The sequence below is a fragment of the Microbulbifer guangxiensis genome, assembly GCF_021729075.1.
Taxonomy (GTDB): Bacteria; Pseudomonadota; Gammaproteobacteria; order Pseudomonadales; family Cellvibrionaceae; genus Microbulbifer; species Microbulbifer guangxiensis.
In genome coordinates, this window is sequence record NZ_JAJSAQ010000004.1 from 67,432 (window position 1) to 89,631 (window position 22,200).

Annotated in this window: 19 protein-coding genes; 3 read left to right on the forward strand and 16 right to left on the reverse strand. The window is 63.5% G+C overall.

Annotated features, from left to right (window positions below; translation table 11 throughout):
* Positions 1–65: 65 nt before the first annotated feature.
* The 3 genes from LVD12_RS09860 to LVD12_RS09870 form a co-directional block, all read right to left on the reverse strand.
* Positions 66–2,327 carry an extracellular solute-binding protein gene (locus LVD12_RS09860; RefSeq protein WP_237067932.1) on the reverse strand — a complete coding sequence of 754 codons (2,262 nt, stop codon included), beginning with the start codon at positions 2,325–2,327 and terminating at the stop codon, positions 66–68.
* Complete coding sequence (locus LVD12_RS09865) at positions 2,327–3,439, reverse strand: ABC transporter ATP-binding protein (RefSeq protein ID WP_369413379.1); 1,113 nt, start codon at positions 3,437–3,439, stop codon at positions 2,327–2,329. Before LVD12_RS09865 ends, LVD12_RS09860 begins: the two co-directional genes overlap by 1 nt.
* A 297-nt stretch (positions 3,440–3,736) precedes the next feature.
* A complete protein-coding gene (locus tag LVD12_RS09870) occupies positions 3,737–4,051 on the reverse strand; it encodes a tetratricopeptide repeat protein (protein WP_237067545.1) in 315 nt (104 codons plus the stop codon).
* 61 nt (positions 4,052–4,112) lie between these two features.
* Here LVD12_RS09870 and LVD12_RS09875 point away from each other — a divergent pair, with 61 nt between their 5' ends.
* Positions 4,113–5,417, forward strand: a complete 1,305-nt coding sequence (locus LVD12_RS09875; protein ID WP_237067546.1) for an amidohydrolase — start codon at positions 4,113–4,115, stop codon at positions 5,415–5,417.
* Between the two features lie 92 nt (positions 5,418–5,509).
* Here the strand turns inward: LVD12_RS09875 and LVD12_RS09880 are convergent, their stop codons facing one another.
* Positions 5,510–6,868 carry a DEAD/DEAH box helicase gene (locus tag LVD12_RS09880; RefSeq protein WP_237067547.1) on the reverse strand — a complete coding sequence of 453 codons (1,359 nt, stop codon included), beginning with the start codon at positions 6,866–6,868 and terminating at the stop codon, positions 5,510–5,512.
* Positions 6,869–7,337: 469 nt separating this feature from the next.
* Between LVD12_RS09880 and LVD12_RS09885 the strand changes: the two genes are divergently transcribed.
* Complete coding sequence (locus tag LVD12_RS09885) at positions 7,338–7,940, forward strand: GNAT family N-acetyltransferase (RefSeq protein WP_237067548.1); 603 nt, start codon at positions 7,338–7,340, stop codon at positions 7,938–7,940.
* A 163-nt stretch (positions 7,941–8,103) separates the two neighbouring features.
* Here the strand turns inward: LVD12_RS09885 and parE are convergent, their stop codons facing one another.
* From parE to LVD12_RS09940, 11 genes are all read right to left on the reverse strand, one after another.
* Positions 8,104–9,990: a DNA topoisomerase IV subunit B gene (gene parE, locus LVD12_RS09890; RefSeq protein ID WP_237067549.1), complete on the reverse strand. Its 1,887-nt coding sequence runs from the start codon at positions 9,988–9,990 to the stop codon at positions 8,104–8,106.
* Between the two features lie 12 nt (positions 9,991–10,002).
* The gene (locus LVD12_RS09895) at positions 10,003–10,617 is read right to left on the reverse strand and encodes a YqiA/YcfP family alpha/beta fold hydrolase (RefSeq protein WP_237067550.1); all 615 of its coding nucleotides are present in this window, start codon (positions 10,615–10,617) and stop codon (positions 10,003–10,005) included.
* Between the two features lie 69 nt (positions 10,618–10,686).
* Entirely contained in the window at positions 10,687–11,406 is a 720-nt protein-coding gene (locus LVD12_RS09900; protein ID WP_237067551.1) for a hypothetical protein, read from the reverse strand.
* A 134-nt stretch (positions 11,407–11,540) separates the two neighbouring features.
* Positions 11,541–12,344, reverse strand: coding sequence for a metallophosphoesterase (locus LVD12_RS09905; RefSeq protein ID WP_237067552.1), 804 nt, complete (start codon positions 12,342–12,344; stop codon positions 11,541–11,543).
* A gap of 95 nt (positions 12,345–12,439) precedes the next feature.
* Entirely contained in the window at positions 12,440–12,985 is a 546-nt protein-coding gene (locus tag LVD12_RS09910) for a DUF1249 domain-containing protein (RefSeq protein ID WP_237067553.1), read from the reverse strand.
* 65 nt (positions 12,986–13,050) lie between these two features.
* Positions 13,051–13,740 (reverse strand): NUDIX domain-containing protein, encoded by a 690-nt coding sequence (locus tag LVD12_RS09915; protein WP_237067554.1) that lies wholly within the window; start codon positions 13,738–13,740, stop codon positions 13,051–13,053.
* A gap of 44 nt (positions 13,741–13,784) precedes the next feature.
* Positions 13,785–14,246 (reverse strand): DUF4136 domain-containing protein, encoded by a 462-nt coding sequence (locus LVD12_RS09920; RefSeq protein WP_237067555.1) that lies wholly within the window; start codon positions 14,244–14,246, stop codon positions 13,785–13,787.
* Between the two features lie 212 nt (positions 14,247–14,458).
* Positions 14,459–15,025 (reverse strand): DUF4136 domain-containing protein, encoded by a 567-nt coding sequence (locus LVD12_RS09925; RefSeq protein ID WP_237067556.1) that lies wholly within the window; start codon positions 15,023–15,025, stop codon positions 14,459–14,461.
* A 59-nt stretch (positions 15,026–15,084) separates the two neighbouring features.
* Positions 15,085–17,424 (reverse strand): PqiB family protein, encoded by a 2,340-nt coding sequence (locus LVD12_RS09930; RefSeq protein ID WP_237067557.1) that lies wholly within the window; start codon positions 17,422–17,424, stop codon positions 15,085–15,087.
* The gene (locus LVD12_RS09935) at positions 17,417–18,091 is read right to left on the reverse strand and encodes a paraquat-inducible protein A (protein ID WP_237067558.1); all 675 of its coding nucleotides are present in this window, start codon (positions 18,089–18,091) and stop codon (positions 17,417–17,419) included. Before LVD12_RS09935 ends, LVD12_RS09930 begins: the two co-directional genes overlap by 8 nt.
* The gene (locus LVD12_RS09940; RefSeq protein ID WP_237067559.1) at positions 18,088–18,798 is read right to left on the reverse strand and encodes a paraquat-inducible protein A; all 711 of its coding nucleotides are present in this window, start codon (positions 18,796–18,798) and stop codon (positions 18,088–18,090) included. The genes LVD12_RS09935 and LVD12_RS09940 overlap by 4 nt, the downstream gene beginning before the upstream one ends.
* Positions 18,799–19,054: 256 nt before the next feature.
* Here LVD12_RS09940 and LVD12_RS09945 point away from each other — a divergent pair, with 256 nt between their 5' ends.
* Positions 19,055–20,542 carry a TolC family outer membrane protein gene (locus LVD12_RS09945; RefSeq protein WP_237067560.1) on the forward strand — a complete coding sequence of 496 codons (1,488 nt, stop codon included), beginning with the start codon at positions 19,055–19,057 and terminating at the stop codon, positions 20,540–20,542.
* Between the two features lie 295 nt (positions 20,543–20,837).
* Here LVD12_RS09945 and waaA read toward each other — a convergent pair whose 3' ends face one another.
* A complete protein-coding gene (waaA, locus tag LVD12_RS09950) occupies positions 20,838–22,127 on the reverse strand; it encodes a lipid IV(A) 3-deoxy-D-manno-octulosonic acid transferase (protein ID WP_237067561.1) in 1,290 nt (429 codons plus the stop codon).
* Positions 22,128–22,200 lie beyond the last annotated feature (73 nt).

The following is a 22,200-nucleotide window of genomic DNA, read 5'->3' on the forward strand; positions in this document are numbered from 1 at the left end:
CAATCTTCTCCACCGAGGAGATTCCAGCGCCCCGGCCGCGGACTGGTTCTGCGTCAGGATTTGTCTCATCGCACTGCCCCCCGGCCGGTTTCAAAGGCCCCGCTCACCCGGGTCTGCCACAGGGCATATACGAACAGCAGTGCCAGCACCACGATGGAATAAGCCGCCGCATAGGCGTACTGGTATTTTTCAAAACCGATACGGAATGCCTTGGTGATCAGGATGTCATTGGCCCCTGCCGGCGCGCCATCGCTGACCAGGTAAATGACGTTGAACATGTTGAATGTCCACACCACCGACAGGATCACCGCCGGCACCAGGACCGGCCGCAGCAGAGGCAGGGTAATGCTGCGGAACTGGGTCCAGCGACTGGCACCCTCCACCTTTGCTGCCTCGTACAGTTCGCGGGGAATGGATTGCAGGCCGCCGAGGATCACCACCATCATGAACGGAATGCTCAGCCAGACGTTGGTCACCAGACCGGTAAAGAAGCTCGTGCCGACGGAATCGAACCAGGCGACCGGCGCGAAACCGAAGACCTGCAGGGCCTGATTGATGACCCCGAACTGCGGGTGGAACATGCCTTTCCACACCAGCGCGGTGATGTAATTGGGAATCGCCCACGGCAGGATCAGGATCAGGCGGAACCAGGTGCGGCCGAAAATCGGCTTGTTCAGGGCCAGCGCCAGCAGCAGCGCCAATCCCACGGAGATGACCACATTGCTGGCGGTCCAGCAGATGGTCATGAACAGGGTCCAGTAGAAATTGTCGTAGTTGATACTGCGCTGGTCACCGGCGCCGTAAAACAGGTTCCAGTCGCCGAGAATCGAGAGGTAGTTGTCGAGGCCCAACCAGCGGGAGGCCAGCGGCGCACTCTCATTGAGCAGGGTGGTATCGGTAAAAGACAGCAGTAAGCCGTACAGCAGTGGGAAGAACACCAGCAGCACCATGCCCAGGGCCGCAGGGAGAATATAGACGTAAGCGGTGCGGTGCTGGCGCCAGCCCGCGGCAATATTCCGACGATGACGCCACAGCGCCATGGCAACCGCCAGCCCCGCCAGCAGCAACATCAGCGGCAGCCAAACCGGCCAGTCTGCCGGCTGTTCACTGCGGCGCTGCGCCTCTTCCAGCGCGGCCACATCTTTTGCGATCTGTGCCTGCAGGCGCTGCAGCTCGGCAGCCGGCTGCGCGGCGCCCTTCACCACTTTCTGCAGCACCGTTTCCAGCGGTTTCCACAACAGGGTCATGGCCGGGTGATTGGGAATCGGCACCGCGGTATCCAGCTGGCTGCGGAACGCCATGGCGACCGGATCGCCGGCGAGGCGCGGGTTGTCGAAAGCCGCCAGGTTGGCCGGCAACTGCCCCCCCTCGATCGCCATGCGCTCGGCAGACGGTACCGAGGTGAGGAAGTCCATCAGGCGGGCGGCCGACTGCTGCTTCTTGCTCCACGGGGACAGGAACAATCCCTCCACTGCGACCCAGGGCGAGAGCGGGCGCTCACCCACGAGCTGTGGCAGGGGTGCCACGGCGTAATCGATGGAGGGGTCTATCTCCCCCAGCATCCAGGGGCCACTGATCACCATCGCCGCCCGCCCCTGGTTGAACAGGTTCGTTACCAGCGTGCTGTTGGGCTCCTCGGGCAGCACACGCTCGTTGCGCGCCCAGTCCTCCAGCAGCGCCAGCGAACGTATATTGCCCTCACTGTCGAGCGCCAACTCACCACTGGCATTGAAAGGCCCGGTACCAAAGGCATTCATCAGCGCCCCGTGAAAGAAGGGCTCGGTGTAGCTGTAGGCGAGCCCGAAGCGACCCCGCTCGCGATCGGTCAGTTGCCGGGCACGCCCGATCATGTCACTGACAGTCGCCGGGGGCGCCGGCACCAGTGCGCGGTTGTAGATCAGTGCGGTGCTCTTGAAGTTGAGCGGCAGGCCGTAGAGCTGCCCCTCATACGTCATGGCGTCGAGCAGGTTGGCGGGGAAGCGACCCAATACCTCCGGGGAAAGCAGCGATGCCACAGGAGCAATCATCTGGCCGGTCTTCGACCAGCCGCCGATGCGGTCATGGGCGAAGATGAACAGGTCCGGCCCCTGGCCGCGGGGCAGCGCGGCGGAAAGTTTGTCCGGAAAACTGCCGAACGGCACCGCCAGGGCGCGCACCGGCACGTCCGGGTGCAGACGGTTGTAGTCCGCCAGCAGTGACTCCAGCGCCTGGCGTTCGGCGCCGCGGTAACCGTGCCAGAGCAGCAGCTCGCGGGACTCCTGCGCCGTGGCCTGCAGCGTTCCGAGAGCCAGCAACAGCCCCAGTAGCGAGGCGAGCAGGCGCGCCATCACGGGGTAACCAGCTCCGACTCGGGAGCGACAACCGCGCGCGGCTCACGCAGGCGCTGACGCGTCCCGGCATCGAACAGGTACAGGGCGGCGGGGTCGAAGGCCAGTGACAGGCTCTCGCCAGGAGTGAGTGATCGCAAACCTGGCAGACGCGCCACCAGGCGCTCATCGCCCTCGCCCAGGTGCACAAGCATCTCTGCGCCCAGGGTTTCCACCATTTCCACCGGTGCCGAAAAGCGCACCCAGTGCGCCGGCGCCTCGGCTGCCGGACAGAGCGTCTCCGGACGCAGGCCAAGCAGCAGCTCGGCACCGAAACGCTCGAGACCCTGCCGCGGCAACTGCAACAGGCGGTTTTCGAGGGCGTGCCCCAGATTGGACACCGGCAGGATATTCATTGGCGGCGAGCCCATGAAACCGGCCACGAAGACGTTGTCCGGATCGCTGTAGAGCTCCATCGGCGTGCCGACCTGCATCAGCTCACCGCCATTGAGGATGGCGATACGGGAGCCGAGGGTCATGGCCTCCACCTGGTCGTGGGTGACATACACGGAAGTGGTGCCGAATTCCCGGTGCAGGCGACCGATACTGGCCCGCATCTGCACGCGCAACTCGGCATCCAGGTTGGACAGAGGCTCGTCGAAGAGGAATACCTGCGGATCGCGCACCATGGCGCGCCCCAGGGCCACCCGCTGGCACTGCCCGCCGGACAGCTGTCCGGGCTTGCGCGCGAGTAGCTCGACAAGGCCCAGGGTCTCTGCCGCGGCCTCCACCCTGGTGCGGATCTCCCGCTCCGGCTGCTTGCGTACCCGCAGGCCAAAGGCCATGTTTTCAAACACGGTCATGTGGGGGTAGAGGGCGTAATTCTGGAAGACCATCGCGACGTCGCGATCCCTGGGCGGCAGGTCGTTGACCAGGCGATCACCGATCCACAGCTCGCCGGCAGTCACCGACTCCAGCCCGGCGATCATGCGCAGGGTGGTGGACTTGCCGCAGCCGGACGGGCCCACCAGCACCATGAACTCGCCGTCACGGATATGCAGGTCGAGGCCGGGCAGCGTCGGTGCACTGTCGGCGTAGCGTTTGACCACGCCCCGGAATTCAATACTGGCCACGGCAATACCTATCACTGGCCCGCGATCCATCGGCAAGCGGAATCTGTCGTCTGCAAACGGTCATGGGCGTTAAGCTTGAAAGTCTTCTTGTTGTCCGGTGCGCAAGGCGGCCCGGGCCAGCGAGTATTCTGGGTCAGCCCCCCCGAGGGCGGCATCATCCCCTCCCGGGGCGTAGCCGGGAGGAATCGAACAATAAATGAACAATCCTGAAAATGCAAAAGGCGCCTCGACCGATTGGTCGCCTTATCGGTGGATGCATTGAAGCATGCCCAGGCTTCCCCGGTCACGACCAAAGTGTCAGGGGAGTTTCTTCAAAAAGACCCCGATCTCCCGTTCTACCTGCACATCTCCCTTTTCCCGTGCCACCTGCAGGCCGCGCTCGAATGCCTGGCGGGCCTCGGCCACGTTGCCGAGCGCCGCGTGGCTGCGGCCGAGAAGCTTCCAGGCGGCGGAGTGGTCCGGCATCTGCCCGACACAGACCGCCAAGTGTTCCGCTGCCTGGCGGTATTCCCGCGCATTAAAGAGGGCGCTGCCGAGCCCGAACCGCAGCAGCGGCGCATCCTTGCCCTCCGCCAGCTGTGCCTGCAGTCGCTCGATGATCGGATTGGTCATGGGGCCTCGCTCTGCTTCCGCGCTAGAATCCGCCAAGAATAACGCACAACCGGGGATATCCATGAAAAGACTGATCACGCCGATCGTTTTGGGCCTCGCCCTGAGCGGCATCGCCAGTGCCCAGGACAGCGCGGACCTGGACCGCAGACTGGCTCAGACCGAAGACAAGGTGATCGAATGGCGCCGTCATATTCACCAGAACCCGGAGCTGGGTAACCGGGAATTCGAGACCGCCAAGTACGTCGCCCGACACCTGGAGTCCCTGGGCATGGAAGTGGAAACCGGCATTGCCCACACTGGCGTCGTCGGCCTGCTGAAAGGCGGTAAACCCGGCCCCACCATCGCCCTGCGTGCCGATATGGACGCTCTACCGGTTACCGAGCAGGTCGACGTGCCCTTCGCTTCCCGGGTCACTACCGAGCACAACGGCGAACAGGTGGGCGTGATGCATGCCTGTGGCCACGATACCCATGTGGCCATGCTGATGGGTGCGGCGGAGGTTCTGGCCGGCATGAAGGACCAGCTTCGCGGCAACGTGCTGTTTGTGTTCCAGCCTGCCGAAGAGGGTGCACCGGAGGGTGAGGAAGGTGGCGCTGAACTGATGCTGAAGGAAGGCCTGTTCAGGAAGTACAAGCCGAAGGTGGCATTCAGCCAGCACATCACCTCAAGGCTGCCGGTGGGCGTGATCGGTTACCGCTCGGGGCCGCTGATGGCCAGCTCGGACAGGTTCCGCATTGTGGTCAACGGCCGCCAGACCCACGGCTCCCTCCCCTGGGCCGGTGTCGACCCGATCACTACCGCGGCACAGATCGTCATGGGTGTGCAGACCATCGTCAGCCGCCAGATCGACATCACCAAGGAGCCCGCAGTGGTATCCTTCGGTAAGATCGCCGGCGGGGTGCGCAACAACATCATCCCCGACAATGTGGAACTGGTGGGCACCATCCGCAATTTTGATATGGACAACCGCCAGCAGATTTTCGAGCGATTGAAAATTACTGCGGAAAATATCGCCCAGAGTGCCGGCGCAAGAGCCGATGTGACCATTGACGAGGGCTACCCGGTAACCATCAACGATCCGGCACTGACAAAGATGGCGGTGCCGGTATTGCGGGAGGTGGCTGGTGAGCGCAAGGTAATGGAGATTCCCAAGACGACCGGCGCGGAGGATTTTTCCTTCTTCGCCAACGAAATCCCGGGCTTTTACTATTTCCTCGGCGCCACCCCGAAGGGCACGGATCCCTCCAAAGCCGCCAGCAATCACTCGCCCCGCTTCTACGTGGATGAGAAAGCGCTCAAAACCGGCACCGAAGCACTGACCCAGCTGGCGCTGAGCTATATGGCCAGGTCTGCCGACAAGGACTGACGGTGACGGCAAAAACAAAAAAGCCACCGCAGCACTGCTGCGGTGGCTTTTTTGTTGGGCGTTCATGCCCGCCGGGTTCGGCCGCCTTACCGTCAGGCGCTATCCCGCTGCGGTGAGCGCCGGCGACGCGGCGCATCCTGGCCGCCATTGCCCCGGCGTCCGCCGCGGCTTGGTCCGTTGCGTTTGCCTTCACTGCGGCCGGCACCGCGGGACTGGCTCGACCGGCCGGCGGCGCCACCATTGCCACTGCCATTGCCGCCGCGGCCACGGTTCACCTGGCCGCCCCGCGAACCCGCCTTGCCTGACTCCGGCACGACATGATCCGGCTCGAAGCCCTCGATCTCCTCGCGCGAGATCGGCTTGTTGATCAGCCGTTCGATATCGCGCAGCTGCTTGATCTCGTCAGCGCTCACCAACGATACCGCCTGGCCCTGCGCCCCGGCGCGGCCGGTGCGGCCGATGCGGTGCACGTAGTCTTCCGGCACATTGGGCAGGTCGAAGTTCACCACCTGCGGTAGCTGGTCGATATCGATCCCGCGGGCGGCGATATCCGTGGCCACTAGCACCCGCACCTTACCGCTCTTGAAATCGGCCAGGGCCTTGGTGCGCGCATTCTGGCTCTTGTTGCCATGAATGGCAGCCGCGCGGATATCGTCGGCCTCCAGCTGCTTCACCAGCCGGTTGGCACCGTGCTTGGTACGACTGAACACCAGGGCCTGGTGCCAGTTGTTCGCGTGGATCAGGTGGCTCAGCAGCTTCTGCTTGCGCGCCTTGTCCACCGGGTGCAGTTTCTGCCGCACGGTTTCGGTAGTGCTGTTGCGCGGACTCACATCGATTTCTACCGGATCGTTGACCAGGCCCTTGGCCAGCTGGCGGATCTCCGGCGAGAAAGTGGCGGAGAACAACAGGTTCTGGCGCTTGGCCGGCAGCACCTTCAGGATACGCTTGATGTCGTGGATAAAGCCCATGTCCAGCATGCGGTCGGCTTCGTCCAGCACCAGCGCTTCCAGCTTGTCGAAACGAATCGCGCGCTGATTGTAGAGATCCAGCAAGCGGCCCGGGGTGGCGACGAGGATATCGGCACCGCCACGCAGGCGTTGCATCTGCGGGTTGATTTTTACTCCACCGAAAACCACCGAGTGGCGCAGCGGCAGGTACTTGCTGTAGAGCTGCACATTATCAAATACCTGTGCGGCCAACTCGCGAGTAGGAGTGAGTACCAGTGCACGCACCTGATTGTTGCGTGCCGCAGTCCCCTGCGAGAGCCGGTGCAACAGTGGCAGGGTGAAACCGGCGGTCTTGCCGGTACCGGTCTGGGCAGCAGCCATGATGTCACCGCCCTGCATGACCGCGGGAATCGCCTGGGCCTGGATGGGGGTCGGTTTTTCGTAGCCCTGTTCGGCTACAGCACGGGACAACTCGGGAGCCAGCCCCAGATTTTCAAATAACATAATTTTCCTCGGGCCGCATTTGCCTGCGGCCAAAGCGCACCGCCCGCAGGCGGAGAGAGAATGAACCAGAGAAGCCGGGCACGTATGCCCGCTCTGCCGTCAAATAACGGCCATACCGAGGCCGAATCGGTGCGGCATTCAGTAGGAGTTCCGGGGAGACTGCGGAGAGTGTTCCAGGGAGGGTACCGCCGGGTCACGGCGGACTACAGATGACGCAGCTGGCTGCATGGCCAGCGCGGGCACTATAGCACAGCCCGGCCGCCCACAAAGTTTTATTTTGTCTTTCACACCCGATGCTTAGAACCGCCCCCGCAAAGCCGCCTGCTGTTTAGTACCTTCTGGCCTTGGGGGCAGTTTCCCCGCAGCTTAGCGTTGAGTGGAGACCGCAAAGCGGTCGGGACAGTGAGAGCACTGATTTTTAACGAGGGATTAAGAAAAATTGCCAATTAATGGCGGGGAGGTAGATAGTATGTCTACCCATTATTACTGTGAAAATCACGAGCCGGAAACGGTCACACTGCAGGATGGCCGAACAGTGCAGATTCGCGCGGTGTGCAAGACTGACGGCCAACTGGAAAAGCGGTTGTTCGAAAGTCTCTCGCCCGAATCCCGCCGCGATCGGTTTCTCGGGGGCAGCCACAAAGTCAGCAAGAAGCTACTAAGCCTGCTCACCGAAAATGACCACGACACGCACGAGGCGCTGATCGCGGTTGCCGACGCGGACACGGATCCAAAAGCTGTGGGCGTTGCACACTACGCCTGTGACCCTGGCGGTCATTCTTGCGAGTGCGCGGTTGTCGTCGCCGACGACTGGCAGCATCACGGGCTTGGCTCGCTGCTGCTGGAACGTCTGACCGAGATCGCGACACATCACGGCCTCGATCAGATGTACTCCATTGACTCCGCTGAAAACCACGGCCAGGAGCACCTGGCAAAGGCATTGGGGTTCCAGTGCACGGCGGATCCAAGGGACTACACACTGCTGACCTACAGCAAATACCTGCACCCGGACTATCTGGTGACCAGGCAGGCTGCACAGCAGACCGCTCAGGAGGGCCGTTTACACAGCTAGCCCTCCATTTCCGCCAGTTCCATAGCTGGCAGAAACCGTTCAGTAAACCGCGGGGCTAGCCAGAAAAGGTGGATAACACAAAGGGAGGTGGTGAAATGAAAAATCGTTAAGGCCCCGCATTGCGGGGCCTTTGTCATGACAGGTGCTGTTGTTCGGCATCCCCTCAACTGACTTCTGCCAAGTTTCCCTTGTTCTCCAGCCACTGCTTGCGATCCCCGGCGCGCTTCTTCGCCAGCAGCATATCCATGATCTGGTTGCTGTCATCGCCGGCATCCACGTACAGCTGCACAAGGCGCCGCGTGTCCGGATCCATGGTGGTCTCCCGCAGCTGCAACGGGTTCATTTCACCGAGGCCCTTGAAGCGGGTTACCTGCACCTTGCCTTTTTTCTTTTCCGCACTGATGCGATCGAGAATGCCCTGCTTTTCCGCTTCATCGAGTGCGTAATAGACATCCTTGCCGATATCGATGCGGAACAGCGGCGGCATGGCCACATAGACATGACCATTGGTGACCAGGGCACGGAAATGTCGCAGGAACAGCGCACACAGCAGCGTGGCAATATGCAGTCCGTCGGAGTCCGCATCGGCGAGAATGCAGATTTTGTTGTAACGCAGCCCCTCGAGGTTGTCGCTGGCCGGATCCACCCCCAGTGCCACGGCGATGTCGTGCACTTCCTGGTTGGAAAAGATCTCGCCGGAGTCCACCTCCCAGGTATTCAGGATCTTGCCCCGCAGGGGCATGATGGCCTGGAAATCCCGGTCACGGGCCTGTTTGGCGGAGCCGCCGGCGGAGTCCCCCTCCACCAGAAACAGTTCCGAGCGGCTGGCATCGCCGCTGGCGCAGTCGGCCAGCTTGCCCGGCAACGCCGGGCCCTGGGTCACTTTCTTGCGCGCGACTTTTTTGGCCGAGCGCAAACGCTTCTGGGCATTGCTGATACACAGCTCCGCCAGGCGATCCCCCTCTTCCGTGTGCTGGTTCAGCCACAGGCTGAAGGCATCCTTGGCCACGCCAGAGACAAAAGCGGTGGCCTCGCGGGATGACAGGCGCTCTTTGGTCTGACCAGAGAACTGCGGATCGGCCAGCTTGGCGGAGAGTACATAGGAACACTGCGCCCAGATATCCTCCGGTCCCAGCTTCACTCCACGCGGCGTGAGATTGCGGATCTCACAGTACTCGCGCATAGCCTCCAGCAGGCCGGTGCGCAGGCCGTTCACATGGGTACCGCCCTGGGCCGTGGGAATCAGGTTCACATAGGATTCCGCCGTGACCTCGCCGCCTTCCGGCAACCACTGCACCGCCCAGTCCGCCGCCTCGGTGGAAGCGGAAAAGCTGCCCACGAAGGGCTCGGCGGGGAGAACTTCCCAGCCCTGGTTGGCGGCCGCCAGGTAATCTTTCAGGCCGTCCTCGTAATACCACTCGTCGGACTCGCGATCCTGCTCATTGATGAAGACGACGGTCAGGCCGGGACAGAGCACTGCCTTGGCCCGCAGCAGGTGGCGCAGATGGCGCACGGCAAATTTCGGGCTATCAAAATACTGCGGGTCGGGCAAAAAGCGCAGGCTGGTGCCTGTGGTGCGCTTGCCACAGGTACCGATCACTTCCAGGTCCGAGGCCTTGTTGCCGTTCTGGAAACCCATACGATAAACCTGCCCGTCACGCTGGATCGTGATCTCCAGCACTTTGGACAGGGCATTCACCACCGAGACGCCCACACCATGCAGGCCGCCGGAGAACTGATAGTTCTTGTTGGAGAACTTGCCACCGGCGTGCAGGGTCGACAGGATCACCTCGACACCCGGGCGCCCCTGTTCGGGATGAATGTCCACCGGCATACCGCGGCCGTCGTCACTGACTGAAATCGAGTGGTCCTTGTGCAGCACCACTTCAATTTTTTTCGCGTGTCCGGCCAGGGCCTCGTCCACGCTGTTATCAATGACTTCCTGGGCCAGGTGGTTGGGCCGGGTGGTATCGGTGTACATACCCGGGCGCTTGCGCACCGGATCCAATCCCGTGAGGACTTCAATATCTTCGGCAGAATAATTGGCCATATTGTTATTTGTTTACTGCTGGTTGAATAGAAAATCGATGATGGCTTGGTGGTAGCGCTCAAACCCCTGGAAGCTGTGATCACCCCCCTCCTCGATGGTCTGGTGCTGTTCCCGGTAAAACGCCTCGGCCTCGCGGCAGTCGAGGGTTTCGTCGCCGCGCTGCGCCAGAAGCCAGTAGCGCCCGAGGAGAGGCCCGGCGAGTTTGCCCTCCAGTTGGCGCATGGTATCAACGTCGGACTGGGTAAGGCGATACTCACGATCCTCGCCGCTGTAGGGGCGCAGGACCTGGCCGAGGTAGGCCGGCATGAATCGCGCCGGATGCACCGCCGGATTCACCACCACTGCCGGCAGCTGGTAGCGTTCCCCCAGGACCGTGGCCATGAAGCCCCCCATGGAGCTGCCCACCAGGCCAACGGGGTCACGCCCGACAACACCGTCCAGCAGCGCTGTCAGCGATTCGATGGCAATGCCGGGGTGCGGCGACAGGTGCGGCGCATAGAAGGTGACCTGCGGATGCACGTCCGCCAACCAGGTGCGCATCTGCTGACACTTGAAGGACTGGGGAGAGGACAGGAATCCGTGCAGGTAGACCAGTATTGGCCGCTGCTTGTTCTGTAGTTCTGACATGGCCGGGATTATATCCCCCCGCACCGGAGAACAAACCCCGCTTTCCCGTTTAGCCGCCCATCGAATGAATCAACGCAGGCTGCGATCCAGGCTGGTGAAGATACTGCGCATGTCCATGCGCATGTCTGCCCAGAACGCCGGTGGTGAGAAACGCTGCAGGGAGGTGCCACCGGGGCCGGCGAAATTCTCGCCGAATTCACGACGATCGCGGAACTCCAGCACCAGATTGCCCTGCCGATCGTACAGTGAGCCGGACAGGGTGCCGTAGGCAACGCTCTCGGTGAAAACCTGGCGCAGGCGGGTGGTCTGCTCCAGGGGCGCCGGGAGGAGGAAATCATCCAGTGCCAGGCGCAGCGTATAGTCTGCGGTGCGCGCATCGGGGGTCAGGCGACCACCGCGGCGACCGAGGAAACGCTGGGCAAAGGCCTCCTCCGCGAGCCCCTGCAGCCGCTGCCGATCGCTGGCATCCAGCTCGCGATTGCGCCACCCCAGGGGCTGGACACTGCCTGCGGATTGCCGCCGGTAACGGATTTCCAGTGGTGCCACATGCACCCTGGCGCCACTGAGATCGAGGGCAAACACCGCATTGACCTGGTCCAGCCGGCTGGAGCGCGGTTGCAAACCGCCGGCGCCTTCCGGCGCCTCGCCGAGCATCCTCAGATGGGCGGACGGGGCCAGTGCGGTACTGGGCGTATCAGAGCCAGGGGGCTGCTGCGTGGCACAGCCACAGAGCAGTGCCACTATCGCTACCGCGGTGCCGCTAAGGGACGGCAAGAAAGTTTGGAGCACAGTGATCTTTCCTTCACAGGTTGCCTGCCATGGGCTGCATTGTAAGGCGGGGGAGCTCGATCCACAGGGCGGTCGATCCACAGGAAGGGGTGCCGGACCGGGGAGGTTGCGCAGCGGCAGCGGCGGACCGCGAATCAATAGCCGCCGGAGGTCAGGTCGACGCTGTATTCCGAAACCAGCACACGCTCGACACCGGTCTGGTAGCTGCCGTCCTCGTATAGGTCCAGCCAGCGATAGCCCGGCATCTCTTCATCGACAGCAAAGGGGCCGCTGCCCGGAGTGAACTGGACCGAGGTCGACGGGGTTGCATGGAGGCCAATATGACCGAGGTGGCTGTCGAACCGCTGGTGGACATGCCCCCAAAGCAGGGCGCGCACCTGGGGCGCTGCAATGATCGTCGCCAGGAAACGCTCCTGACCCTGGCGCAGCATGTGCCCATCAATCCAGTCACTGCCCACAGGCACCGGCTGGTGGTGCATCAGGATCAGCACCGGCCGCTCACGGTCGCGCTGCAGGAGAATCCCGAGTCGTTCCAGCTGGGCCTCTGACAGACCGCCGGAAATCTGGTTCTCCACGCTGGTATCGAGGAACAGCAGCCGCCAGCCTCCGAGTGCCACTTCCTCAGGAAACCGGCTCGGCGCCAGCTGCGCCATCCGCTGTACAGAGTCGTGATTGCCCGGCAGCCAGTACCAGGGCTTGCTCACCGACTGCATTCGTTTCAGGAAACGCCGATAGGCGGCCTCGGAGCCGTTGGCGGTGATGTCGCCTGTCGCCACCAGCAGCTCGGCCCGGGGCTGGTCGCTGTCGATCCGGGACAGGACCTCATCCAGGGTGCGACTGGTATCCAGCCCCAGCAACTGATAGTCCTTCCGACCGCCAATGTGGGGGTCAGTGAACTGTATCAGTCGATGTGCGCGACCTTTTGACTCTTCACTCACTTGCTTTACTCGTTGGTCAGATCCATCTGATTGCCGCTCCGGGCGGCGGGACGGAGTCGTGCATCTTGCTCTCCGTCAGCGGCGACAGCAGTCCGTTACAGCCGCCAGCCATCCAAACTCAATTCAAATTCCGTGCGACCATTTGCCAGGCAGTGCCCGAGCCACTCGCCGAGAAAGCGATTGGCCTGCTGTCGCTCGTCCGCGCCTCCCATTCGCGCGGCGTTCCTGTCTTGACTGTTGCGCCCCTGCCGCGCGGCCACCGCTGCCGGCTCGGGCAGCGGTCCGCGGCCATCCACCGCCACCACCTCGGCCATGCGTGCATCGTGATACAGCCGCACCGTCAGTGTTGGCGGGGCCTGCCAGCGCTCCTCCCCGGGTTCGGCGGTAGCCGTGAGGCTCACCTCCGTGGTGTAGCGGGAGCGGTCGATGACGGCCAGCTCCAGCGCACCATGGGGCATCTGGTAGCGCCAGTGACCGCGGCTGGAGAGCCCGGGCAACAGCTTGCAAAGGCGCAGATAGTTGGCGTCACAGTCGGCGTGATAAGCCGGCAGATCCACCTTGTAGGTTGCCTTTTTGCGACTTTTCCGCACCAGGCTGTCGACCTGATGCTCAATCGTCGCCCGATCTTTCCGTGGGGTCATTATCGACACTCCAATCGGCTTGCCGCCGTGATTCAGATCTCAGTTTCCGTGCGCAGCCCCGGGTTTCAGGGCCGCACGGGTTCATCCTGCGCTGTCGCCCGCAATTCCGCCCGGTGGCACTGCAGCCACTGCAGGGAGATGATGCTGGCCGCATTGTCGATGGGGGTCCCCTCCGGGTTTCCGCCCTCGAGCGCAGCAAAAACCTGCTCGCAGGGCAGGATGCGCAGGCGGATATCCTCGTGCTCATCAGCAACCCCGAAGTGGCCCCCGGCTCCGCCCAGGTCCACCAGCGCACAGTACAGGTGCATCCGTTCACTGCTGCCCCCGGGGCTCGGCAGGTAGCTGCGGATATAGCGCAAGGTCTCCACCTCCAGCCCGGCCTCTTCCAGCACCTCCCGGCGGGCCACTTCCTCCAGCGTTTCGCCTTTCTCGACCATACCCGCCACCACTTCCAGGCACCAGGGGCCGGCGGCCCGCTCCAGGGCGCCTATCCGGAACTGCTCGGTCATGGCCACCTGGTCGCGCACGGGGTCATACAGCAACACCCCCACTGCCGGATCCCGCACGAACAGTTCCCGCTGCATTTCGCCGCTCCAGCCGCCGCGAAAGAGGCGGTGGCGAAGTCTGAGCCGCAGCATGGTGAAGAAGCCCCGGAATACGGTCTCGCGCTCAAGTATGTCCACCGCATCGCCGGAGAATGGCGGGCTGAGGTCGCCCTGCTGTTGCGGTTCCTGCTCTTCGGTTTCCCGGTGCATGTTTACTGATCCGTGGCTGATGACTGGGTTCCCGCCAAGTGCAGTCAGTACGGCGGGAAGCGGTTCAGCAGCAGCGCGGCCTCGCTTCCCAGCCGCAGCTGCTGTTCTTCCGGGCTGCGCGCGCCCATGGCTGCCGAGGGCAGGCTGGCACGCCAGAGGGGGGCTTTGTCCGGGCTCAACGCGTCGATGACGAGATAAACCTGGCGGTACTGGCGCACATTGAGAGGCACCTGCCAGCCAAAGCCCCAGGGACCGCGACCTCCATAGAGACCCAGCCGGTCCTCGTGGACGACGACCCGCTCCGCGCCCTGCAACTGGACACGTATCAGGAAGTCCGCATCACCGGCACTGGCGGCGGGGCGATAGCGCAGTTGCAGCTGCCGCTCGACCGCCTGGCGGGCCCGCTTCAGTTCCAGGGGAGCCACCGGTCCGCTGGCCAGGGGGTCGAGCAGGAAATAGGTTTGCAGGCGGGAAAAATCCGCCTGCGGATCGTAGTCCAGTGCCACTGGTGGCGCCGAGGCACAGCCGGCCAGCCACAGGCAGGCCGCGAAAAGGCCGCTGACAGCCCCCCTGCAGTTTCGGGGCGACGGCAAAATAGCAGGGAATCGAAAAGGCATACGGATCTCCCAGGGCAAACTTCGGCATCTGGAGCTCCGGCATCCCTGTCCGGGGTCACGTTACATTGTCCGGCTTTACGCCCCGGCGGGCAAAACTGATATCAGTAGGTGGCGGCGGGCAGATCCCGCAACAGCTCCTGGACGGCGGCATTCAGCACTCGGCGGCGCTCCTCCCGGTTTTCCGGGCGTGCGAGCAATTTCGTCGCGTTGCCGCCCCAGATCACGCGGCCACCGGGGCGGCCGAGCCCCAGCGTCAGGATGACCCGCGGCGCCCCCGCCTGGCTTGGCAGTTCCACTACCCCCCTCTGGGCGTTGGAATCGAACTGGGCATCCCAGCTGGGGTTATCCCCGTCACCGGCGAACTCCTCCTCGAAAATGGCGACCTGGTAGTCCATGACCATATCCGCCGTCGTCGGGTCCTCCACAAGCCGGTAGCCACGGGACTGCATCAACGCCGCGACTGTGTCACGCAGGTCTTCGTCCAGCTCCACCAGCCGGGCCGCAGCCCCCGGGGTCTCATTGAGGGAGGACTGCCCCCAGGCATAGGTGGAAAAGGCCACCGGCGCCTCGGCGGGCTGCACCCGCTCTACGTCCAGAGTTTCGCAGGCCATCAGCGCCAGGGCCCCGAGTGCCAGCACCGTCAACCGTCCGAGGGTTCCAAATTGCATAACGCTCTCCCTGTGTGCTCCCTGTGTTCAGTGCCCGCGACACCAGATGGATCGCGGTCTCATTTGGTCGGCAATTCGCTGGCATATATTTCTATTTTAGGACGCCAGCCCAGCCATTCGGGCTCCGGCTCCGGATAGAGCGGGTAATGGCTGCCGGATTCCACTTCCCTCCCCATCGCCGGGGCTTCCGGGGTGGCGAAGGCTATACCGCCATCGATCAGCGCCCTGGCCGACTCGGTATGAACTGTGAGTCCCGTTCGCAGGCCGAAGTTCACGTCGATTCCGCTGGCACTCCAGAATACCGTGCCCTCCCGCACCAGAGTGCGGTAGCGGGGTTCGATATAGACGTAGATGTAGACCCGGTCCGCCAGCTCGCCGAGAGCATAACCGGTCACTTCCCCCACCTGGACCTGCCGGTAGTAGACCGGGCTGCCTGCACTCAGAGAGCCGCGACGGGGGGCGTTGAGAATCACGGTCAGCCCGGGGCGCATCAGGGTTTCTGCCAGGTCCTGGCGCGGCGGCTGCAATTCCGCGGTAAAGGTTGTCTGCGGCGCGCCGCTACCCGGCTCCAGCGACAGGTAGCGACCGGTGATCAGGGTATCCACATTGGCAACGGTTTCCAGGCCGATTTCAGGACCGACCACCCACATGCGGGTGCCCTCGCGGGCGAATTGTTCCGCATGATGAAACAGGGTCGCCCGCGCCTGCACGCTGGCCAGGTCCGGCCCCAGGCGCAGGCGCCGGATCTCCCCGACCTGGATACCGCGATAGCGAATAGCCGCCCCCTCTTTGATCCCCTCGGCAGAGGGCAGGTCGATGGTAATTTCCAGTCCTTCCTCGAAGGCATCCTCGCGGCTGCCGTAGAGGGGAAAGGTGTCGCCGTTCTTTGCCGGCGGCGCATTCTCCCGCGCGCTGCGGCTGCTGCCGAAAGCGATGCCGCCGCGCACCAGCGACAGCAGCGAGTCCGCCTCCACTTCCAGCCCGGTCAGGCTGGCACTGGCGCGCAGGCCGCTGATGTTCCAGAAACGGGTGCGGCTGTGCACCAGGTGGGCATAGCGGGGCTGGATGACCACGAACACGGTAACGCCGGAACCGTCGCTATTGAGTTCCATTCCCTGCACCCGGCCCACTTCAATCCTGCGGAAGTACACCGAAGCGCCCCTCTGCAGGGAGCCCGGGTTGCGGGCGTTGAGTTTCAGGTGCAGGCCGGGCATGCGCGGATCCCGCTGCGGGGCTTCGGCAAAGGCGCGAAACTCCCGCACCGAGCGCTGCCCCCGGCGCAGGTCCACCTCGATGCGGTTGCCCTCCAGCAACTGGCTCAGGCCAGAGGAAATATCGATGGTGGGGTTGGCCATCCAGAAGCGGGTATTGTCCGTGAGCAGGTCATCGGTGATCGGGTCCATCAGCACCTCGACCGCCATGCCGTTGAGGGAAGAGCTGGCCTTGGTATCGCTGACCTGCCCGACCTTGATGCCCTGGTACACCACCGGCGTGCTGCCCGGGGTCACATTGACGCCGCGATCGAAATTGAGCGTGATGGGAATGCCCGCATCTGCGTCGGCGAAACTGTTGTAGAGCCGGTATTCCTGCCCGTTCTTGGCCAGCGGCGACTGCCGCTGCTTCTCGGGGGTATAGAAGCTCACGCCGCCGGCCAGCAGTGAGGCAATGGATTCCACATCCACTTTCACGCCGCTGATGCCCCCCTCGATGGACACGCCGGAACTGTTCCAGAAACGGCTGCCACGATGTACCAGGTGGGCATACTGTTTGCGGATGAACAGCTCGACCTCGATTTCTGAGTCATTCTCCGACAGCCGGTAACTCTCTACCTCACCCACCTCCAGCTGGCGGTAGTAGACGGGTGAGCCGCGGTTCAGCGACCCCAGCCGCGGTGCCCGGACGAGCACCCGCAAACCCTCCCCCGACACCTGTGCCGGCGGCTGGGACAGGGCGACAAACTCCCGTTGCGGCTCGCCGGTGCCCGGCTCCACGGCGATATAGTTACCGGACACCAGGGTCTCAAGGCCGCGAATACCCGTCACCGATACTTCCGGCTTCACCAGCCAGAAGCGGCTGCCCTTCACCAGCAGGAACTCGGCACTGTGGTTGAACTCCACTTCCGCCAGCACCCCGTCGGCGCCATCCAGCTCCTCGGCACCGGGCACCAGGCGAAAGTCGTGCACGACACCGATATCGACGCCGGAGTATTTGACCACTGTCTTGCCCTGCACCAGGCCATCGCCGGAGGGAAACAGGATCTCGGCGCGGATATCCCCCTGGGTAAAGTCCCGGTACAGCAACCAGACCGCGATGATGGCCGCCACCAGCGGCAGCACCCACACCAGTGGCAGGCCGCGGCTGCGCTTGATCTCTGCCTCGGGGATCTGCGAATCAGCCATCGCCACCTCCCCCGACAGGGTCCCGCAGCCCGGACGACTCGGCGGTACGGCGATAGCGGGCGTCCCACAGCAGGCGCGGATCAAAAGTGCGCACCGCCATCATGGTCACCACCACCACCGTGGCAAAAGCGGTACTGCCGGGGCCGGCGCGCACCTCGGCGATGGCGCCCATATTCACCAGCGCCACCAGAATGGAGATCATGAACAGGTCCAGCAACGACCAGCGGCCAATGGCCGCCACCACCCGGTACACCCGCATGCTCTGCATCGGGTTGCGCGGCCCGCGCCACTGCACCTGCAGCAGCAACACCACCAGCCCAACCAGCTTCATCACCGGCACCGCAATACTGGCGATAAAGACAATCAGGGCAATGCCCCAGAGACCATTGCGGTACAGCTCCAGAGTACCGCCGATAATGGTGCTGGGCTCCCCGGAACCGAGATAGATCACCGTCATCACCGGCAGGATATTGGCGGGCACCAGCAGAAAGGTGCCGGTGAGCACCAGCGCCCATGTCAGCATCAGGCTGCGCTCGATGCGCCCGTGCACTGTGGCCCCGCAGCGACCACAGCGGCCACGGGTCTCACCCGGTGGCAGCCGCATCAGCTGGTGGCAGCACAGGCAGGTGCACAGGCCGTGCTCCAGTGCGGTATCCGTCCGACTCACGATGCCGCCCCACTGCTCTCGCCATTGCCCGCAGCCTGCGTCGCTGCCCTGCGACGGGCCATGCGCCGCCACACTGATTGCTGGTCGAAGGACAACAGGGTCAGATTGGAGAGCACCATCAGACCGACAAAACAGTAGAGGCCACTCTCCACTACCATCCTGCCGAGACTCTGCATCTTGATCAGCGCCACCAGCACGCCGAGCATGTAAACATCCAGCATGGCCCACTCCTTGATGTGCTGGTACCAGCGCACCGCCCTCGCCACCGGCCGGTCCAGCGCTCCCCACAGGCAGCCCAAACTGATAAAGGCCAGCAGGAGAAAACGAAAAAAAGGCGCAATGACGCTACAGAACAGCACCAGCGAAGCCAGCCATATATAGCCCGCCCCGAACAGGGAGAAGACGCCATTCAACAGCGTGTTTTCCGAGCCGAAGGCAATGATCGAAAAATTGAGCATTGGCAGGGTGGCGGCTGGAATAAAGAGCAGTAAGCCACTGATACTGAGCGCCGCGGTGTAGTGGATGCTGCGAGCCGGGTTGCGATGGATCAGGGCGGCGCAACGGGGGCACACCAGCTTGCCCCCGGGCGGGGCACTGCTGTTGCCAAGCAGCAGGTCGCACTCGTGACAGGCTTGCTGCCAGCCAGTGGCGGAATCGTTCGCACCCTGCTCCATCGGCGAGTGATATCCATTTGATCTTATGTGCATCCAAATGCCCGGGGGCGACGTCTATAAAGGACCACAGAGCGCTGCAAGGCGCTGCCTGTGTCCCCGGCCGCCCCCGCGGTGAGTAACCGCACATTCGTGTCGGTTCAACGAAGATATACCAAAAAGGGGGCCCCGTCGCCTCGACGCCCTCACATGGTGGGGGGTACACTCTCGCGACTTGAAGGCCCCCAAAGGGCCCGGCCAGTGGGGAGACTGGCATGTTTGAGACCGCATCCACCACAGGAAGTAGAGTTCGATGAAAAGAATTGAGTCCATCCACGGGGGCCGTAACGGCGCCCGTCGTCCCCTGAAATCCCTGCTCGCGGCCGCACTGTTTGGCCTCGGTGCCATGCAGGCCCAGGCCGACACCCTGTGGGAAGTCTATCTGCAGGCGCTGGACAACGACCCGCAGCTGGCCGCCGATCGTGCCGCCTTCGAGGCGGGGCTCGAAGCGAAAAACCTGGGGCGCTCCGCACTGCTGCCACAGATCAACGGCAATGCCGAGCACAGCAACACCAGCTCCAACTCTACCCAGTTTGACTACACGTTTGGTCCAACCAGCGTCATCTCCATCCCCAACAGCCGTAATACAGACGTGGATGACGAGGTCTATTCCGCGCGCCTCGACCAGGCCATCTTCGATCTGCCGGCGTGGTTCGGCTATCAGCAGGGCAAGTCCGTCAGCGAACAGGCCGCAGCGGAGTTCAGCGCCAACCAGCAGGAGATGATGCTGCGGGTTGCCACCACCTACTTCGATGTACTGCGAGCCTATGACGTGCTGGAAGCCGCCCGGGCGGAGGAAGAGGCCCTGGCCAAGCAGCTGGAGCAGACCCGCCAGCGCTTTGAGGTTGGTTTGACCGCCATTACTGATGTCTACGACAGCCAGGCAGCCTATGAGAATGCCGTTGCCCGCCGCCTGACTGCCCAGGACGCCCTGCTGAGCAACTTCGATGCCCTGTCGATCCTGACCGGCGCCCAGCACGATCAGGTGGCGCCACTGCAGGACAACTTTGTCGTCGCGCCCCCCGAGCCCGCCGAGCGCGCTGCCTGGGTGGATTTTGCCCTGCAGAACAATTTCGACCTGAAGGCGGCCAGCCTGGCTGCCGATGCCGCGCGCAGCAGCGCCCGCGCCGCCGCCGCCGAGCACCTGCCAACATTGTATGGAACTGTCAGCTATTCGGATTTCAGCCGCGAGGGCAGCTCGTCAACGTCGGTGCCCGGTGAGCCGACTGTCGAACTGCCGATCAACACCTCGACGGAAACCACCGTTACAGCCCTGACCCTGAACATCCCGCTCTTCACCGGCGGCCGCCTCAGTGCCAGCCGCCGCGAGGCCCGCAACCTGTCATTCCGGGCCCAGGACCTGCGCAACCTGGTGCAGCGCAACACCATTCAGGATACCCGCACCCTGCACCGCAACCTGGTCACTGACGTGTCCCGTGTGCGGGCCCGGGAGCAGGCGGTGATCTCGGCCCAAAGCGCCCTCGAGGCGAACCAGGCCGGTTACGAGGTGGGCACCCGGAATATCGTCGATGTGCTGCTGGCACAGCGGACCCTGTTCCAGGCCAAGACCGATTACGCCAATGCGATTTACGACTACATCGACAACACCCTGCGCCTGAAGCGCGTGGCCGGCCTGCTGGCACCCGCTGACCTGCAGGAGCTGGAAGCGAAACTGAACCCGGCCACGCCGGTACTTCGCGTGGGCGAGTCTCCGGCAACCTCGGCGGAGCCCACCAAGTAAGCGGATCGGGACACAGAGAAAGTGGGGCCGCGCCCCGCTTCAGGCTGCCAACAACGCTTCACAGCCAGAATTTAAGGCAGAGTGCCAGGACCGAGATTTCGAAACCGTCGGGTACAGGACGTACCCGACGGAGCTACATGGACGTATTAATGCGCTTTCGAAATCTCGGTTCTGGTGCTATGTCGCCACTGAGCCAATTTAGAAAGCATGGCGAGGCTGATCGACAACTCTCACTCTGAAGCGGGGCTATGCCCCGCTTTTTTGTTTGTATCCGCGATCTACCCGCAACCTGCCATCAGAGCCCAGCCGACAGCGTTTCGATTTCCTCCAGCAGGCGCCCCAGGGCCCCGGTATTGGCCTCTGCCACCAGGCGACCGGCTGCGCCATCCCGGCGACGCATTTCAGGATCTTCCAGCCACTCCGCCACCACCCCGGCGATCGCCTCCGCTGACTCCGCGACCCGCAGGGCGCCCGCCTCCAGCAGCAGTTCCGCCACGGTGCTGAAATTGTGCAGGTGAGGCCCGCAGACCACCGGCACCCCCCAGGCGGCCGGCTCGATCATGTTGTGGCCACCCACCGGCACGAGGCTTCCGCCGACAAACGCCACATCGCTGGCGCCGTAGAAGCGCAACAACTCGCCCATGGTGTCCCCGATCAGCACCTGCTCCGATGCATTCACATGACCACCGTCACTGCGGCGGCGGCAGTGTAAACCGCGTTGCCGGCAAAGCCGCGCAACGCTGTCGAAGCGCTGCGGGTGGCGCGGCACCAGCACCAGCAGAAGGTCCGGGAAGCGCTCGCGCAGGCACTCGAACGCCTCGAGCACCAGCTCATCTTCCCCCTCATGCGTACTGGCAGCGAGCCATACCGGGCGCCTGCTGCCACCGCGCCACTGGTGGCGGATGGCCTGGGCCTCACTGGAGAGCCCCAGGTCGATGGTGAGATCGAACTTGATGTTGCCACTGGTGCGCAGGCGTTCCGGTGGCAGGCCCAGGCGCACGAACCGCTCGGCATCCGCCGGATACTGGGCCACCACCCGGGACAGTCGGTTCAGCATTTTTTTCGTCAGGGAGGCGAAGCGGCCATATCCCTCGGCAGACTTCTCGCTGAGGCGCGCGTTGGCCAGCAATACGGGAATATCGCGCTTTTCACAAAGCCGCAGCATGTTGGGCCACAGCTCGGTCTCGATGATGATCAGCAGCCCCGGGCGCAGGCGCTCCAGAAAGGGAGTGAGACATTCAGGCAGGTCATAGGGGAGGTAATAATGCAGCAGGCGGCCGTCGAGCTTCGCTGCCAGTGCCGCCTGCACGCGCTCAGACCCCGTTGGTGTGGTGGTGGTGACCAGCCACTGCCAGTCAAGGTGGCGGGCGGCCAGTGTCTCGATCACCGGCACTGCGGCGAGGGTCTCTCCCACGGAAACCGAGTGCACCCAGACCAGCGGGCGGTGGCTCGCACGGGATGGCACCTGACCCAGACGCTCCCGCCAGCGCTGCCGATAGGCCGGCATGGAGCGACCCCGCCACCAGAGGCGCAACAGGATTACGGGCAGGGCAAGGCGCAGGAGCCAGGTGTAGAAAAACTGCATGCGGGCGTTGGCTATTCGGGTTAGAGCGCAAAAGGGCGACAGTTTACCCGCCCCCGACCACGGCGTCGCCTTC